10 protein-coding genes are annotated in these 13,541 nt (G+C 57.6%); 6 read left to right on the forward strand and 4 right to left on the reverse strand.

Translation table 11 applies throughout. The features are described 5' to 3' along the window. Nucleotides 1-222 precede the first annotated feature (222 nt). The 4 genes from gyrB to dnaA all read right to left on the reverse strand — a co-directional run bounded on the left by gyrB (nucleotide 223) and on the right by dnaA (nucleotide 6,584). Nucleotides 223-2,640 carry a DNA topoisomerase (ATP-hydrolyzing) subunit B gene (gyrB, locus tag AACY42_RS13045; RefSeq protein ID WP_339479820.1) on the reverse strand — a complete coding sequence of 806 codons (2,418 nt, stop codon included), beginning with the start codon at nucleotides 2,638-2,640 and terminating at the stop codon, nucleotides 223-225. A gap of 5 nt (nucleotides 2,641-2,645) precedes the next feature. Beyond that, complete coding sequence (gene recF, locus AACY42_RS13050) at nucleotides 2,646-3,749, reverse strand: DNA replication/repair protein RecF (protein WP_003196148.1); 1,104 nt, start codon at nucleotides 3,747-3,749, stop codon at nucleotides 2,646-2,648. Between the two features lie 165 nt (nucleotides 3,750-3,914). Continuing rightward, complete coding sequence (gene dnaN / locus AACY42_RS13055) at nucleotides 3,915-5,018, reverse strand: DNA polymerase III subunit beta (protein ID WP_339479821.1); 1,104 nt, start codon at nucleotides 5,016-5,018, stop codon at nucleotides 3,915-3,917. Between the two features lie 39 nt (nucleotides 5,019-5,057). Then, nucleotides 5,058-6,584, reverse strand: coding sequence for a chromosomal replication initiator protein DnaA (gene dnaA, locus AACY42_RS13060; RefSeq protein WP_339479822.1), 1,527 nt, complete (start codon nucleotides 6,582-6,584; stop codon nucleotides 5,058-5,060). A gap of 566 nt (nucleotides 6,585-7,150) precedes the next feature. Here dnaA and rpmH point away from each other — a divergent pair. The 6 genes from rpmH (at nucleotide 7,151) to mnmG (ending at nucleotide 13,540) form a co-directional block, all read left to right on the forward strand. Further along, nucleotides 7,151-7,285, forward strand: a complete 135-nt coding sequence (gene rpmH / locus AACY42_RS13065) for a 50S ribosomal protein L34 (protein ID WP_003213577.1) — start codon at nucleotides 7,151-7,153, stop codon at nucleotides 7,283-7,285. A gap of 16 nt (nucleotides 7,286-7,301) precedes the next feature. Further along, complete coding sequence (gene rnpA / locus AACY42_RS13070) at nucleotides 7,302-7,703, forward strand: ribonuclease P protein component (RefSeq protein ID WP_197685723.1); 402 nt, start codon at nucleotides 7,302-7,304, stop codon at nucleotides 7,701-7,703. After that, a complete protein-coding gene (gene yidD / locus AACY42_RS13075) occupies nucleotides 7,696-7,941 on the forward strand; it encodes a membrane protein insertion efficiency factor YidD (RefSeq protein ID WP_010465488.1) in 246 nt (81 codons plus the stop codon). Before rnpA ends, yidD begins: the two co-directional genes overlap by 8 nt. A 2-nt stretch (nucleotides 7,942-7,943) precedes the next feature. Further along, nucleotides 7,944-9,626, forward strand: a complete 1,683-nt coding sequence (yidC, locus tag AACY42_RS13080; RefSeq protein WP_339479823.1) for a membrane protein insertase YidC — start codon at nucleotides 7,944-7,946, stop codon at nucleotides 9,624-9,626. Between the two features lie 79 nt (nucleotides 9,627-9,705). Then, entirely contained in the window at nucleotides 9,706-11,076 is a 1,371-nt protein-coding gene (gene mnmE / locus AACY42_RS13085; RefSeq protein ID WP_339479824.1) for a tRNA uridine-5-carboxymethylaminomethyl(34) synthesis GTPase MnmE, read from the forward strand. A gap of 565 nt (nucleotides 11,077-11,641) precedes the next feature. Beyond that, nucleotides 11,642-13,540 carry a tRNA uridine-5-carboxymethylaminomethyl(34) synthesis enzyme MnmG gene (mnmG, locus tag AACY42_RS13090; RefSeq protein WP_339479825.1) on the forward strand — a complete coding sequence of 633 codons (1,899 nt, stop codon included), beginning with the start codon at nucleotides 11,642-11,644 and terminating at the stop codon, nucleotides 13,538-13,540. Nucleotide 13,541 lies beyond the last annotated feature (1 nt).

A 13,541-nucleotide genomic window follows, 5' to 3' on the forward strand; every position in this document is an offset into this window, starting at 1 on the left:
AGTTTATTTAACACGCAAATTCTGCGCCAGAAAATCTAAGGCTCCGTTATGCGGGGCTTCCACACCATTCATAACCCATTGAGAATGAAGGCTTTGTGCCAATGTGTTACTGAGCTACCCCCACTTTTTGTCCACAAGCCTGAAAACGGTACACGTTTTTAAAACGTAAAAAAAAGCCAACGCATAAGCGTTGGCTTTTTTGGAGCGGTGCTGCTGAAGGGATCAGAAATCCAGGTTGGATACCGCCAACGCATTGCTCTCGATGAAGTCACGACGAGGCTCGACCGCATCACCCATCAGGGTGTTGAAGATCTGGTCCGCGCCAATGGCGTCTTCGATGGTGACTTTCAGCATCCGACGCGAACCTGGGTCCATGGTGGTTTCCCACAGCTGATCCGGGTTCATCTCACCCAGACCTTTGTATCGCTGGATGGTGTGGCGCTTGGTGCTTTCGGCCATCAGCCATTCAAGGGCTTCCTTGAACTCGGTCACGGACTTCTTGCGCTCACCGCGTTGGATGTACGCACCTTCGTCCAGCAACGTGCTCAGTTGCGCACCCAGGGATACGACTGTCTTGTAGTCGTTGCTGCCGAAGAAGTCGCGGTTGAAGGTGACGTAGTTCGACAGGCCGTGGGAGATCAGCTCGACCTCCGGCAACCAGACGTTACGCTCACGGTCTTCACGCAGGCTGGCTTTGTAGACCAGGCCGGATTTCTCGACCGTGCGCAGGCGTACTTCGTACTGGGCCAGCCAATCCTGCATCGCCGCGTGATCGGACAATTGCTCCAGGCTGACCGCCGGCAGGTAGATGAAGTGCTCGGTCAGTTCCTGTGGGTACAGGCGCGACAGACGCTTGAGGGTCTTCATGACCAGGCGGAAGTCGTTGACCAGGCGCTCAAGGGCTTCACCGGAAATGCCTGGGGCGTCTTCGTTCAGGTGCAGGCTCGCGTCTTCCAGGGCCGACTGCGTCATGTACTCTTCCATGGCGTCGTCGTCTTTGATGTATTGCTCTTGCTTGCCTTTCTTGACCTTGTACAGCGGCGGCTGGGCGATGTAGATGTAGCCGCGCTCGATCAGTTCCGGCAACTGACGGAAGAAGAACGTCAACAGCAGGGTACGGATGTGCGAACCGTCGACGTCAGCATCGGTCATGATGATGATGTTGTGATAGCGCAGCTTGTCGATGTTGTACTCTTCGCGGCCAATACCGCAGCCCAACGCCGTAATCAAGGTGCCGACTTCCTGGGAGGAAATCATCTTGTCGAAGCGCGCCTTCTCGACGTTCAGGATCTTACCCTTGAGCGGCAGGATGGCCTGGGTGCGACGGTTACGGCCCTGCTTGGCGGAACCGCCAGCAGAGTCACCTTCCACCAGGTACAGCTCGGACAGGGCTGGGTCCTTTTCCTGGCAGTCAGCCAGTTTGCCCGGCAGGCCAGCGATGTCCAGCGCACCTTTGCGGCGAGTCATCTCACGGGCCTTGCGCGCAGCTTCACGGGCACGGGCGGCGTCGATCATCTTGCCGACCACCAGCTTGGCTTCGTTCGGGTTCTCCAGCAAGAAGTCGGAGAAGTACTTGCCCATCTCCTGTTCGACCGCGGTCTTCACTTCGGAAGAGACCAGCTTGTCCTTGGTCTGGGAGCTGAACTTCGGATCCGGCACTTTCACCGAGATGATCGCGGTCAGGCCTTCACGGGCATCGTCACCGGTGGTGGCGACTTTATGCTTCTTCGCCAAGCCTTCCTGTTCGATGTAGTTGTTCAGGTTGCGGGTCAGCGCCGAACGGAAGCCCACCAGGTGAGTACCGCCGTCGCGCTGCGGAATGTTGTTGGTGAAGCACAACAGGTTCTCGTTGAAGCTGTCGTTCCACTGCAGGGCGATTTCCACGCCGATGCCATCTTCTCGCTGGATGTTGAAATGGAACACCTGGTTGACCGGGGTCTTGTTGGTGTTCAGGTACTCAACGAACGCACGCAGGCCACCTTCGTATTTGAACAGCTCTTCCTTGCCGCTGCGCTCGTCCTTGAGGACGATGCCAACACCGGAGTTGAGGAAGGACAGCTCACGAATCCGCTTGGCCAGGATGTCCCAGCTGAAGTGGATGTTCTTGAAGGTTTCGCTCGAAGCCTTGAAGTGGATCTGCGTACCGGTGGTCTCGCTATCGCCAACGATCGCCATCGGGGCCTGGGGCACACCGTGGATGTAGGTCTGTTCCCATATCTTGCCGCTGCGGCGAACGGTCAGGACCAGTTCTTCGGACAGCGCGTTCACCACCGAAACACCCACGCCGTGCAGACCGCCGGAGACCTTGTAGGAGTTGTCGTCGAACTTACCGCCAGCATGGAGGACGGTCATGATGACCTCGGCGGCGGAAACGCCTTCCTCTTTATGCACGTCCACCGGGATGCCACGGCCGTTGTCGCGAACGGTGATGGACTCATCCGGGTGGATGATGATGCTGATGTCGTCGCAATGGCCGGCGAGGGCTTCGTCGATGGAGTTGTCGACCACCTCGAACACCATGTGGTGCAGGCCGCTACCATCGTCGGTGTCACCAATGTACATACCGGGACGTTTGCGTACGGCATCCAGGCCTTTCAGCACTTTAATGCTCGTTGAGTCGTACGTATTTTCTTCGCTCAATGCCTTCACTCCCGATGGTCGTGGGTCTGGGTGATACGGCCCTGTTCCACGTGGAACAGAGCGACTGGCGTTTCCGTCTGCCAGCCTTCCCTCAATAATTCGTGGTCTACACAGGTGATGAACACCTGGCAGCGTAAGTCTTCCAGCAAGCGGCATAGCGCGCGGCGGTGGGCTTCGTCCAGCTCGGACGGCAAGTCATCCACCAGATAAATACACTGACCGCGGCGGGCCTGGCTGACCAGATGCCCCTGGGCTATGCGCAAGGCACACACCACCAACTTCTGCTGCCCCCGGGACAAGATGTCCGCGGCATTATGTGCGCCCAATCTGAGACGCAAGTCAGCACGTTGTGGTCCGGCCTGGGTATGGCCCATCTGCTGGTCCCGTTGCAGAGAGCCAGCCAACACGGTGCTCAGTTCCCGGTCCTTGTCCCAGCCTCGGTAATAGCTGAGCGTCAGGCCCTCAAGCTCAACCAGCTCGCTCAAGGTCTGCTCGAAGACTGGTTTCAGGGCTTTGATGTAAGCGCGGCGGTATTCATCGATTTCAGCGCTGGCCTGGCACAGTTCCCTGTCCCAAACCGCTTGCGAAACGGCGTCAAGTGTACCATGTCGCAGCCAAGAGTTTCGCTGGCGCAGCGCCTTCTGCAGGCGTTGCCAAGTCGTCATGAAACGCGGTTCCACGTGGAACACGCCCCAGTCGAGAAATTGCCGGCGAATCTTCGGTGCGCCCTCCAACAGACGGAAACTGTCCGGGTTGATCAACTGCAATGGCAGGATCTCGGCCAGTTGCGCTGCGCTGCGGGCGTTCTGCCCATCGATGCGGATCTGGAACTCGCCTTGCCGGTCCCGCGATATCCCCAGGGCACTATGGCCGCCTTCTGCCAGCTCCACCTGCCCAAACACCGTGCACGCCAGCTGATCGTACTGGATAACCGGTAACAGGCGGGTGCTGCGAAACGAACGGGCAAGCCCCAGCAGGTGCACGGCTTCCAGGACGCTGGTTTTGCCGCTGCCGTTGGCGCCGTAAAGGATATTGATGCGGGGGGAAGGGGAGAAGGTCACCGGATGCAGATTGCGCACCGCGGTGACCGAGACGCGACTTAAGGACATCTAGTGGCCTGTACGGTTAATTCGAGTACTCAAATTCGAGTGCCAGGGCTTGCCAGCCAAGGCGCCATGACGAGCCGTAGCCCGCTACGGCGAGGAATGGCAACGCAGTCTGGCAAGTTCCGGCGCCGAAGTTGAGTGCGCGAATTAGCCACACAGGCCACATAATTACAGACGCATCGGCATGACAACGTACGCCGAATCGTCGTTATCGGACTCTTGCACCAGTGCACTGCTGTTGGAGTCAGACAGGATCAGACGCACTTGTTCGGTGGTCATCACGCCCAGCACGTCGAGCAGGTAGCTGACGTTGAAGCCAATTTCCAGAGAGCCGCCGTTGTACTCAACGCCGACTTCTTCTTCCGCTTCTTCCTGCTCCGGGTTGTTCGCCTGGATCTTCAACTGACCATTGGCCAGTTGCAGGCGGATGCCACGGTACTTCTCGTTGGAGAGAATCGCGGTACGGCTGAAAGCTTCGCGCAATGCCTGGCGATCACCCAGGACCAGCTTGTCGCCGCCTTTTGGCAGCACGCGCTCGTAGTCAGGGAATTTGCCGTCTACCAGCTTCGACGTGAAGGTGAACTCGCCGGTGGTGGCGCGGATGTGGTGCTGTCCCAGCACGATGCTGACGTTGCCGTCCGGTTCGGTCAGCAGGCGGGCCATCTCCAGGATACCTTTGCGCGGAACAATCACCTGGTGGCGATCCGGCTGACCGATATCGGCCTGCATCGAACACATGGCCAGACGATGCCCATCGGTGGCGACGGCGCGGATGACACCGGCAGACACTTCAAGGAGCATGCCGTTGAGGTAATAACGCACGTCCTGCTGGGCCATGGCGAAACTGGTGCGTTCGATCAGGCGACGCAATTTGCTCTGGTCCAGGCTGCAGGTCAGCGACCCCGGACCTTCTTCCACGGTCGGGAAATCGTTGGCTGGCAGTGTGGACAAAGTGAAGCGGCTGCGCCCGGCCTTGACCACGAGCTTCTGCTCATCGACCTTGATGTCGATCAGCGCGTCGTTGGGCAGGCTCTTGCAGATGTCCATCAGCTTGCGCGCCGGCACGGTGATGGAACCCGGATCCGCCGGTTCTTCAAGTTGCACACGACCGACCAGCTCGACTTCCAGGTCGGTACCGGTCAGCGACAATTGCTGGCCTTCGACAACCAGCAGCACGTTGGAAAGTACCGGCAAGGTCTGGCGGCGTTCGACGACGCCTGCGACCAGTTGCAGGGGTTTCAACAGGGCTTCGCGTTGAATGGTGAAATGCATGGTCTAGTCCCTTGCCTTAATAAGCTGCGCTGGTGGTCATCAAGTGGTCAGTGTACGCAGCAGGTTCTTGTAGTCCTCGCGGATGTCCGCGTCGGATTCCTTAAGTTCGTTGATCTTGCGGCAGGCGTGCAGCACGGTGGTGTGGTCGCGTCCGCCAAACACATCGCCGATTTCCGGCAGGCTGTGGTTGGTCAGCTCCTTGGACAGGGCCATGGCCACCTGACGCGGACGTGCCACCGAACGCGAACGGCGCTTGGACAGCAGGTCGGAAATCTTGATTTTGTAGTATTCCGCAACCGTTCGCTGAATGTTATCCACAGAAACCAATTTATCCTGAAGCGCCAACAGGTCCTTCAAGGATTCGCGAATCAACTCGATGGTGATGTCGCGGCCCATGAAGTGCGAGTGAGCGATCACCCGCTTGAGGGCACCTTCGAGCTCACGCACGTTGGAGCGGATACGCTGGGCGATGAAGAACGCGGCGTCGTGAGGCAGCTCGACCTTGGCCTGGTCGGCTTTCTTCATCAGGATCGCGACCCGGGTTTCCAGCTCGGGCGGCTCGACGGCCACCGTCAAGCCCCAGCCGAAACGCGACTTGAGGCGTTCTTCCAGACCTTCGATCTCTTTCGGGTAGCGGTCACTGGTGAGAATGACCTGCTGTCCGCCTTCAAGCAACGCGTTGAAGGTGTGGAAAAACTCTTCCTGGGAACGTTCCTTGCGGGCGAAGAACTGAATATCGTCGATCAGCAGGGCGTCCACCGAACGGTAGAAACGCTTGAACTCGTTGATCGCGTTCAACTGCAGCGCCTTGACCATGTCGGCCACGAAACGCTCGGAATGCAGGTACACGACCTTGGCATTCGGGTTCTTCTTTAATAGATGGTTGCCCACCGCATGCATCAAGTGGGTCTTACCCAAGCCTACGCCGCCATAAAGGAAGAGCGGGTTATAGCCGTGCTTGGGGTTGTCCGCGACCTGCCAGGCCGCCGCGCGAGCCAGTTGGTTGGATTTACCTTCGACGAAATTTTCGAAGGTAAAGGTCCGGTTCAGATAGCTGGTGTGCTTAAGCGCGCCTTCGACCTGGACGGTGCGCTGTTCGGCACGCACCGGAGCCTGCTGGGAGCTGGCACCGGCCATCGGGTCGAAGCTGTCCCGGGAGGGCTCTTCGCTGACCTCGGCGACCTTTTGTGCATTGCGTTTGCTCGGGGCAGGTGCGGGTGCCGGGGCAGCGTGGTTGTTAACCGGTGCCGGGGCGGCCTGCTGGGCCTGTGACGCTGCGGCGGCCAGCGGCGCGTTGGGAGCGGCACGCGGTGCCGAGCTGCGCTTGCTACCTATTAATAAGGACAACGCAGGCGCCATGCCATTGCCATGCTCGTCGAGCAGTTCCATGACCCGGCCCAGGTACTTTTCGTTGACCCAGTCGAGAACGAAACGGTTCGGTGCATAGACACGCAACTCGTCGCCTTCGGCTTCGACCTGTAGAGGACGGATCCAAGTGTTGAATTGTTGGGCAGGCAACTCATCGCGCAAAAGCTCTACGCACTGCTGCCAAAGTTCCACTGACACGGACATCCCCTAAGTTGAAAGCCGGTGAGGCAAAAACAAGCGGCCATTGTAGCGAGCAGACGCCCACTTATCCACATGCAGCTTGCTGATCGCCCATGATTTATCAATGCGTTAACCGCGAGAAAGACGACGGGCGGTCAGTGGATAAGCTCTGTGGATAACCGGGCCTGAGGTCGTTGCACAAGTGGGGGCAAAAGTCGGTGGATAACCAGCCTGTGGATAACATCGCATTCCACGCACAGCTTATCCGACAGCGCAGCACAGGCTGACCACTGCTTTCCCGCCTAGTTGTCATTCTCTGTACATGGCGGATTACAAGGCTTGCGCATGGTTATCCACAGACAGGTGGTTGCCTTGCTTTTATAAGCTTTACAGAAAAGCTTTAAATAATTCCCTTCTTTATTTCTATATCTAGCGCTATGGGATGAATCCGCCGAAGCACCCGGATATCTATTTAAAGGAAACGCTGGTTGGAAATTGACCTAGAGGCTTGCTTTCTCTAGAATCCCCGGTCTCTTAAAACGGGGGCCATTCCGGCCCGTTGTGGACGAACCAGGTAACACGACATGAAACGTACTTTCCAACCAAGCACTATCAAACGCGCTCGTACTCACGGTTTCCGTGCTCGCATGGCTACCAAGAACGGTCGTGCCGTCCTGTCGCGTCGCCGCGCCAAAGGTCGTGCGCGTCTGGCCGTTTGATAATCCGGCACTGGAGGTGAGTCAGGACTTCAGTCGGGAAAAGCGTCTGCTTACACCCCGGCATTTCAAGGCAGTCTTTGACTCCCCTACCGGCAAGGTTCCGGGGAAAAATCTCCTGCTCCTTGCGCGCAGTAACGATCTCGATCACCCCCGACTAGGGCTGGTTATCGGGAAGAAGAGCGTCAAGCTCTCTGTTCAGCGCAATCGCCTCAAACGTCTGATGCGCGAATCGTTTCGCCTGAACCAGGATTCACTGGTTGGGTGGGACATTGTTATCGTCGCGCGCAAAGGTTTGGGTGACGTAGAAAACCCCGAATTGATTCAGCATTTCGGCAAGCTCTGGAAGCGTCTGGCACGCAACAAGCCAGCACCAGCAGTCAACACCGAAACTGTAGGGGTAGACAGTCCCGATGCGTAAACTGGCACTCGTTCCGATCCAGTTTTACCGCTATGCCATTAGTCCTTTGATGGCCAGTCACTGTCGCTTCTACCCCAGTTGTTCCTGCTACGCGTACGAAGCCATAGAAAATCATGGCCTACTGCGCGGTGGCTGGCTGACCTTTCGTCGTTTAGGTCGCTGTCATCCGTGGAATCCCGGCGGTTATGACCCGGTTCCGCCTATCCCTACCTCCCGTTCTTCTTCGATGGCCGAGTAATCATGGATATCAAACGCACGATCCTGATCGTCGCCCTGGCAATCGTGTCCTACGTCATGGTCCTTAAATGGAACCAGGACTATGGCCAGGCTGCCCTGCCGACTCAGAATGTTGCAGCCAGCAATACCGCACCGAGCCTGCCGGATGTCCCAGTTGGCAACAACGCTGCCAGCAATGACGACATCCCGCGCGCGGCAAGCGATACCAGCGCTCCCGCCGAAGCCCCCGTGGCCGCAAGCAAAGATCTCATCCAGATCAAGACGGACGTGCTCGAGCTGGCAATCGATCCACAAGGTGGTGATGTCGCCCAGCTGAAGCTGCCGCTGTATCCACGTCGCCAGGATCATCCGGAAATCCCGTTCCAGTTGTTCGACAACGGTAACGAGCGCACCTATCTGGCCCAAAGTGGCCTGATCGGTACCAACGGCCCGGATTCGAACCCGGCCGGTCGGCCGATCTACTCCGCCGAGAAGAAGACTTATCAACTGGCTGACGGTCAGGACCAACTGGTCGTGGACCTGAAGTTCAGCAAGGATGGCGTCAACTACATCAAGCGTTTCACCTTGAAACGTGGCTTGTATGACGTAACCGTCTCTTACTTGATCGACAACCAGAGCGCACAGCCTTGGTCCGGTGCGATGTTCGCGCAACTCAAGCGTGACGCCAGCTCCGATCCGTCTTCGAGCACGGCCACCGGCACTGCGACTTACCTGGGCGCAGCCCTGTGGACAAGTTCGGAGCCTTACAAGAAAGTGTCCATGAAGGACATGGACAAGGGCCAGGTCAAGGAAACCGTCCAAGGTGGCTGGGTGGCTTGGCTGCAGCACTATTTTGTAACCGCCTGGATCCCACAGAAGGGCGAAAGCAACCTCGTTCAGACGCGTAAAGACAGCAAAGGCAACTACATCGTCGGTTACACCGGTCCGGCATTGACCGCTGCGCCAGGTGCAAAAGTCGAGACCAGCGCCATTCTGTATGCCGGTCCAAAAAGCCAGGCCGTCTTGAAAGAGTTGTCCCCAGGTCTGGAACTGACCGTGGATTACGGTTTCCTGTGGTTCATTGCCCAGCCGATCTTCTGGCTGCTGCAACATATCCACAGCATCGTGGGTAACTGGGGCTGGTCGATCATTTTCCTGACCATGCTGATCAAGGGGATTTTCTTCCCGTTGTCGGCCGCCAGCTACAAGTCCATGGCGCGCATGCGCGCAGTGGCGCCGAAACTGGCCGCCCTGAAAGAGCAACATGGCGATGACCGGCAGAAAATGTCCCAGGCCATGATGGAGCTGTACAAGAAAGAGAAGATCAATCCGCTGGGTGGATGCTTGCCGATTCTTGTGCAGATGCCTGTATTCCTGGCGCTGTACTGGGTTCTGCTGGAAAGCGTGGAGATGCGCCAGGCACCGTTCATGCTGTGGATTACCGACCTGTCGATCAAGGATCCGTTCTTCATCCTGCCGATCATCATGGGCGCGACCATGTTCATCCAGCAGCAGCTGAACCCAACGCCTCCGGATCCGATGCAGGCGAAGGTCATGAAAATGATGCCAATCATCTTCACCTTCTTCTTCCTGTGGTTCCCGGCAGGTCTTGTGCTGTACTGGGTTGTGAACAACGTGCTGTCCATCACTCAGCAGTGGTACATCACGCGTAAGATCGAAGCGGCTACGAAAAAAGCCGAGGCGTAACTTGCTCTGTGGATAACCACACAAAACGCCCCCTAGTGGGGCGTTTTGCTATCTGTCACTTTTGTCTGGATACCGGTTTATGAGCGCACCGCGTGAAACCATCGCCGCCGTTGCCACCGCCCAAGGTCGCGGCGGTGTCGGCATCGTCCGTATTTCGGGGCCCTTGGCCAGTGTTGCGGCCAAGGCTATCAGCGGTCGCGAACTCAAGCCGCGGTTTGCTCATTACGGCCCGTTTTTCAGTGCTGACCAGCAGATCCTCGACGAGGGGCTGGCATTGTATTTCCCGGGGCCGAATTCGTTCACCGGCGAAGACGTACTGGAGCTGCAAGGGCACGGTGGTCCTATCGTGCTGGACATGCTGCTCAAGCGTTGCCTGGAACTGGGCTGTCGCCTGGCCCGACCGGGTGAATTCAGTGAACGGGCATTCCTCAACGACAAACTCGACCTGGCCCAGGCCGAGGCGATCGCCGATTTGATCGAAGCCAGTTCTGCACAAGCGGCACGCAACGCTTTGCGTTCCTTGCAGGGCGCGTTTTCCCTGCGTGTGCATAACCTCACCGAACAATTGATCGGCCTACGGATCTACGTCGAGGCCGCGATTGATTTCCCGGAAGAGGAAATCGATTTTCTTGCCGATGGGCATGTGTTGAGTCTGCTGGATAAAGTGCGCGATGAGTTATCCACAGTACTGCGCGAAGCTGGCCAGGGCGCCTTGTTGCGCGATGGGATGACCGTGGTGATTGCTGGGCGGCCGAATGCTGGCAAATCCAGTCTGTTGAATGCCCTCGCCGGTCGCGAAGCGGCGATCGTCACCGAGATCGCCGGCACCACCCGGGACATCCTGCGTGAACATATCCACATCGATGGCATGCCACTGCACGTAGTGGATACCGCAGGTTTGCGCGACACCGAGGACCAGGTGGAAAAAATCGGCGTTGAACGGGCGCTCAAGGCCATCGGTGAAGCCGATCGGGTCCTGCTGGTGGTGGATGCCACTGCACCGGAAGCGGATGATCCATTTGCCTTGTGGCCTGAATTCCTCGAAGTCCGCCCGGATCCGGCAAAAGTCACCTTGATCCGCAACAAGGCCGACCTGAGCGGGGAAGCGATTGTTCTTGAGGTCAGCAACGACGGCCATGTGACCATCAGCCTGAGCGCGAAGTCAGCAGGTGAAGGCCTGGAACTGCTGCGTGAACACCTCAAGGCTTGCATGGGCTATGAGCAGACCTCGGAAAGCAGCTTCAGCGCCCGCCGGCGACATCTTGAAGCCTTGCGCCATGCCAGCGCTGCCCTGGAACACGGTCGCGCGCAGCTGACCTTGGCGGGGGCGGGTGAGTTGTTGGCCGAAGACCTTCGCCAAGCCCAACATTCCCTTGGGGAAATTACCGGCGCCTTCAGCTCCGATGACCTGTTGGGGCGGATCTTTTCCAGCTTCTGCATCGGTAAATAACCCCGCCTTTCACACCGGGTTTGTCCTCGAAGCCTCTCGAGTCCAACGCAAACCCGGTTTCTCCTTTTCTGTTTTTGAAACGATTGCCCTTGATGGCGGCTTGCCTGTGGACGCTTCGGCGGTCCATTGCGGCGGTTTTCTGTGGATTAAGCCCTGTGAATAACTGCCACTGAGGTCGGTTGATAAACCCCCTTCAAATCTGGAGATAACCGCCTCTGTGGATAACAGCCCCATTCATCCACAGGCTTACACCGGTTATCCAAGCCCCTCATTGCCACATGACCACAGGGTTTTGAATCTCTGTACACATTGAAAACAAAGGCCTGCGTAACTTTACCCACAGATAAGTGGCTCAGTAAAAATAAACATAAAAACAAAGGTTTTATAAACTTCTTTCTTTTTAATTTCTTTAACCTCGAGTTTTCCACAGCTGGTTAAATTTTGTGCAAAGGGTTCTTTAGGAAAGGGGAAGTCCCTATACTTGCCGACCTGGCTCGAAAAACGCTCTGGCCAGACTCAAGACCTATTTCCGAATTACCTGAATTAAGCAGGCACGAGGTGCGTGGTGGATTTCCCTTCCCGTTTTGAAGTGATCGTCATCGGCGGCGGTCATGCCGGTACCGAGGCAGCACTTGCATCAGCACGCATGGGGGCAAAAACCCTGTTGCTGACGCATAACGTGGAAACCCTCGGTGCCATGAGTTGCAACCCTGCCATTGGTGGGATCGGCAAAAGCCACCTGGTCAAGGAGATCGATGCCCTTGGGGGCGCGATGGCCATGGCCACCGATAAAGGTGGTATTCAGTTTCGCGTATTGAACAGCCGCAAAGGCCCAGCCGTGCGCGCTACTCGCGCCCAGGCCGACCGAGTCCTGTACAAGGCCGCTGTCCGTGAAATCCTGGAAAACCAGCCGAACCTGTGGATATTTCAACAAGCGGCCGATGACCTGATCGTCGAGCAGGACCAAGTACGTGGGGTCGTCACGCAAATGGGTCTGCGGTTCTTCGCCGATTCCGTGGTGTTGACCACCGGGACCTTCCTCGGCGGACTTATCCACATCGGTTTGCAGAATTTTTCCGGCGGTCGCGCCGGTGATCCGCCGTCGATTGCGCTGGCTCACCGTCTGCGTGAGTTGCCATTGCGTGTCGGGCGCCTGAAAACCGGTACGCCACCTCGCATCGACGGCAAGTCCGTGGATTTCTCGGTGATGACCGAGCAGCCTGGCGATACGCCGATCCCGGTGATGTCGTTCATGGGCAACAAGGAACAGCATCCTCGGCAAGTCAGTTGCTGGATCACCCACACCAACGCCCGCACCCACGAAATCATCGCGGCGAACCTCGATCGTTCGCCGATGTATTCCGCTGCCGGTGAAATCGAAGGTGTCGGCCCGCGCTATTGCCCGTCGATTGAAGACAAGATCCATCGCTTTGCCGACAAGGAAAGCCATCAGGTGTTCATCGAACCCGAAGGTTTGACCACCCATGAGTTGTATCCGAACGGGATATCCACAAGTCTGCCGTTCGACGTGCAACTGCAGATCGTGCAGTCGATTCGCGGCATGGAAAACGCCCACATCGTTCGCCCCGGCTACGCCATCGAATACGACTATTTCGACCCGCGCGACCTGAAGTACAGCCTGGAAACCAAAGCTATCGGCGGTCTGTTCTTCGCCGGGCAAATCAACGGCACCACCGGTTACGAAGAGGCCGGTGCCCAAGGGCTATTGGCCGGTGCCAACGCCGCACTGCGTGCCCAAGGCAAAGACAGCTGGTGCCCGCGTCGCGATGAGGCGTACATCGGTGTGCTGGTGGATGACCTGATTACTCTGGGTACCCAGGAACCGTATCGGATGTTCACATCTCGCGCCGAATACCGCCTGATCCTGCGTGAAGACAACGCCGACCTGCGCTTGACCGAGAAAGGGCGCGAACTGGGGTTGGTGGATGACGTGCGCTGGGCTGCGTTCTGCAAGAAACGCGAGAGTATCGAACTGGAAGAGCAGCGCCTGAAAAGCACCTGGGTTCGTCCCGGTACCGAGCAGGGCGATGCCATTGCGGCGAAATTCGGCACGCCGCTGACTCACGAATACAACCTGCTGAACCTCTTGAGCCGTCCGGAAATCGATTATGCCGGGCTGGTGGAAGTGACTGGCCAGGGCGCGGAAGATCCACAAGTGGCCGAACAGGTCGAGATCAAGACCAAATACGCCGGTTACATCGACCGCCAACAGGACGAAATCGCCCGTCTGCGCGCGAGTGAAGACACCAAGCTGCCTGTGGATATCGATTACACCGGCATTTCCGGGTTGTCGAAAGAAATCCAGAGCAAGCTCGGTGTGACTCGTCCAGAAACCCTGGGCCAGGCTTCGCGCATTCCCGGCGTTACGCCGGCGGCGATTTCGCTGTTGATGATTCATTTGAAAAAACGCGGCGCCGGCCGCCAGTTGGAGCAAAGCGCTTGAG

Source organism: Pseudomonas sp. RL_5y_Pfl2_73, assembly GCF_963970515.1.
In the GTDB taxonomy this organism is placed as follows: Bacteria; Pseudomonadota; Gammaproteobacteria; order Pseudomonadales; family Pseudomonadaceae; genus Aquipseudomonas.

Excerpts from the sequence above, each read along its gene's own strand:
- yidC (WP_339479823.1), top strand. The coding sequence starts at position 7,944 with ATGGATATCAAACGCACGATCCTGATCGTCGCCCTGGCAATCGTGTCC.
- dnaN (WP_339479821.1), bottom strand. The coding sequence starts at position 5,018 with ATGCATTTCACCATTCAACGCGAAGCCCTGTTGAAACCCCTGCAACTG.
- recF (WP_003196148.1), bottom strand. The coding sequence starts at position 3,749 with ATGTCCTTAAGTCGCGTCTCGGTCACCGCGGTGCGCAATCTGCATCCG.
- yidD (WP_010465488.1), top strand. The coding sequence starts at position 7,696 with ATGCGTAAACTGGCACTCGTTCCGATCCAGTTTTACCGCTATGCCATT.
- rpmH (WP_003213577.1), top strand. The coding sequence starts at position 7,151 with ATGAAACGTACTTTCCAACCAAGCACTATCAAACGCGCTCGTACTCAC.
- mnmE (WP_339479824.1), top strand. The coding sequence starts at position 9,706 with ATGAGCGCACCGCGTGAAACCATCGCCGCCGTTGCCACCGCCCAAGGT.